At 71.1% G+C, this 2723-nt stretch carries 2 protein-coding genes; both read left to right on the top strand.

What is annotated here, in order from left to right; all coding sequences use genetic code 11:
* Positions 1–124: 124 nt before the first annotated feature.
* Positions 125–925 carry a fumarylacetoacetate hydrolase family protein gene (locus ACIQOV_RS36225; protein ID WP_359915358.1) on the top strand — a complete coding sequence of 267 codons (801 nt, stop codon included), beginning with the start codon at positions 125–127 and terminating at the stop codon, positions 923–925.
* The gene (gltX, locus tag ACIQOV_RS36220; RefSeq protein WP_401055058.1) at positions 918–2417 is read left to right on the top strand and encodes a glutamate--tRNA ligase; all 1500 of its coding nucleotides are present in this window, start codon (positions 918–920) and stop codon (positions 2415–2417) included. Before ACIQOV_RS36225 ends, gltX begins: the two co-directional genes overlap by 8 nt.
* Positions 2418–2723 lie beyond the last annotated feature (306 nt).

Here is a 2723-nt window from a genome sequence, read left to right as displayed (position 1 = left end):
GTCGGCCGGGCCCCCACGCGATAGCCTGGAGCCCGATTGACGGGGCCGCGCCCACTGCGGGCGGGGCGCCCACCAGCGCCCGGGCGCGCCCCGGGCGGCCGACGAAGCGAGGGGTGTCCCAGCCGTGCGCATTGCCAGGTTTTCCGTCCGGGAAGGGAGCCCTGCCGCCGGCAGCGTCTCCTTCGGCGTGGTGGAGGGCGACCCTTCCCGGCCCGACTCGCTGGTCGTCCACGCGCTGGCCGGCCACCCGTTCGGCCAGCCCCAGCCCACCGGTGAGAGCTACCGCTTCCAGGACGTCCGGCTGCTCAGCCCGATGCTCCCGAACAAGATCGTGGCGGTCGGCCGCAACTACGCGGCGCACGCGGCGGAGCTGGGCAACGAGGTCCCGGACGCCCCGCTCACCTTCTTCAAGCCGTCCACCTCGGTGATCGGTCCGACCGAGAGCATCGCGTACCCGCCGTTCTCCTCGGACGTCCACCACGAGGCCGAACTGGCCGTGGTGATCGGCCGGATGTGCCGCGAGGTCCCGTTGGACCGGGTGCCCGAGGTGATCCTCGGCTACACCTGCGCCAACGACGTCACCGCCCGGGACGTCCAGCAGCGCGAGGGCCAGTGGGCCCGGGCCAAGGGCTTCGACACGGCCTGCCCGCTGGGCCCGTGGATCGAGACCGACCTCGACCCGAGCGACCTCGCGATCACCTGCACGGTCAACGGCGAGCTCCGCCAGACCGGCCGCACCTCCCTGATGGTCCGCTCGGTCGCCGAGCTGATCGTCCACATCTCCGAGGCCATGACGCTGCTGCCCGGCGACGTCATCCTCACCGGCACGCCCGCAGGGGTGGGCCCGCTCAACGTCGGCGACGAGGTCGCCGTCTCCATCGAAGGCATCGGCACTCTCACCAACAAGGTGATCAAGCGTGGCTAACACTGACCCGGCCGTCCGGGTTCGCTTCTGTCCCTCCCCGACCGGCAACCCCCACGTGGGGATGGTCCGCACGGCCCTCTTCAACTGGGCCTACGCCCGCCACAACGGCGGCACGCTGGTCTTCCGGATCGAGGACACCGACTCCGCCCGCGACTCCGAGGAGTCGTACAACCAGCTGCTCGACGCCATGCGCTGGCTCGGCCTCGACTGGGACGAGGGCCCGGAGGTCGGCGGCCCGGACGCGCCGTACCGCCAGTCGCAGCGGATGGACATCTACGCCGATGTCGCCCGCCGCCTGTACGAGGCCGGCCACGCCTACTACTGCTACTGCTCCACCGAGGAGCTGGACGCCCGCCGCGAGGCCGCCCGCGCGGCCGGCAAGCCCTCCGGCTACGACGGGCACTGCCGCGACCTGACGGACGAGCAGGTGGCGGTCTACAAGCTGGAGAAGCGCGAGCCGATCCTGCGCTTCCGGATGCCGGACAAGACCCTCAGCTTCGACGACCTGGTCCGCGGCACGCTCACCTTCGAGCCGGAGAACGTGCCGGACTACGGCATCGTCCGGGCCAACGGCGCCCCGCTGTACACCCTGGTCAACCCGGTGGACGACGCCCTGATGGGCATCACCCACGTGCTGCGCGGCGAGGACCTGCTCTCCTCCACCCCGCGGCAGATCGCGCTGTACGCCGCGCTCGCCGAGATCGGCGTCGGCAACGGCACCACCCCGCGCTTCGGCCACCTGCCGTACGTGATGGGCGAGGGCAACAAGAAGCTCTCCAAGCGCGACCCGCAGTCCTCGCTCAACATGTACCGCGAGCGCGGCTTCATCCGCGAGGGCCTGCTCAACTACCTGTCCCTGCTGGGCTGGTCGCTGGCCGAGGACCGCGACCTGTTCGACATGGACGAGATGGTCGCCGCCTTCGACGTCACCAAGGTGAACGCCAACCCGGCCCGCTTCGACCTGAAGAAGTGCGAGGCGATCAACGCCGAGCACGTCCGCCGGCTGGCCCCGGAGGACTTCGTCCGCCGCCTGGTGCCCTTCCTCCAGGGCGCCGAGCTGCTGCCGGCCGAGCCCACCGCCCAGCAGCTGGACCTGCTCGCCAAGGTGGCGCCGCTCACCCAGGAGCGGATGGTCGTGCTGAGCGAGATCGTGAACATGGCCGGCTTCCTGTTCGTGGCGCCGGAGAAGTTCGCCCTCGACCCGGACGACGCCGCCAAGGTGCTCACCGCGGACGCCCGCCCGGTGCTGGAGGCCAGCATCAAGGCGCTGGAGGAGCTCGCGGACTTCACCCCGGAGCCGATCCAGGCCGCGCTGCGCGAGGCGCTGGTGGAGGGGCTGGGCATCAAGCCCAAGTTCGCCTTCACGCCGCTGCGGGTGGCCGTCACCGGCCGCCGGGTCTCCCCGCCGCTGTTCGAGTCCATGGAGCTGCTGGGACGCCCGGAGACGCTGCGGCGGCTGCGGGCCGCCCTGGACGCCCTGCCGGCCGCCTGAGCGGGGCGCCGAGCAGGCCGCGGGCCCGGCTTCGTGCCGGGCCCGCGGCGTACCCGGAGGCCGTCCGCAGGCCTCCCGGCCGCTGCCTGGGGTTATCGATTTTGGACCCGGGGCCGACGTCGGGTAATGTTCTTTCTGCGCCGCCCGGGAGGGAACGGACGAGGGAACGAAAGCCCCTCGGAAGGGACCGACCGAGAGGCGCAACGCCTGAGAAGGGCCCGCGAGGGTTCAACTCTGGTGGGGTATGGTGTAATTGGCAGCACGAGTGATTCTGGTTCATTTAGTCTAGGTTCGAGTCCTGGTACC

It is taken from the genome of Kitasatospora sp. NPDC091257 (assembly GCF_044757675.1).
In the GTDB taxonomy this organism is placed as follows: Bacteria; Actinomycetota; Actinomycetes; order Streptomycetales; family Streptomycetaceae; genus Kitasatospora; species Kitasatospora lactacystinica.
The sequence above is the reverse complement of the archived record's forward strand: the minus strand, read 5'-3'. Positions and strand labels throughout refer to the sequence as shown.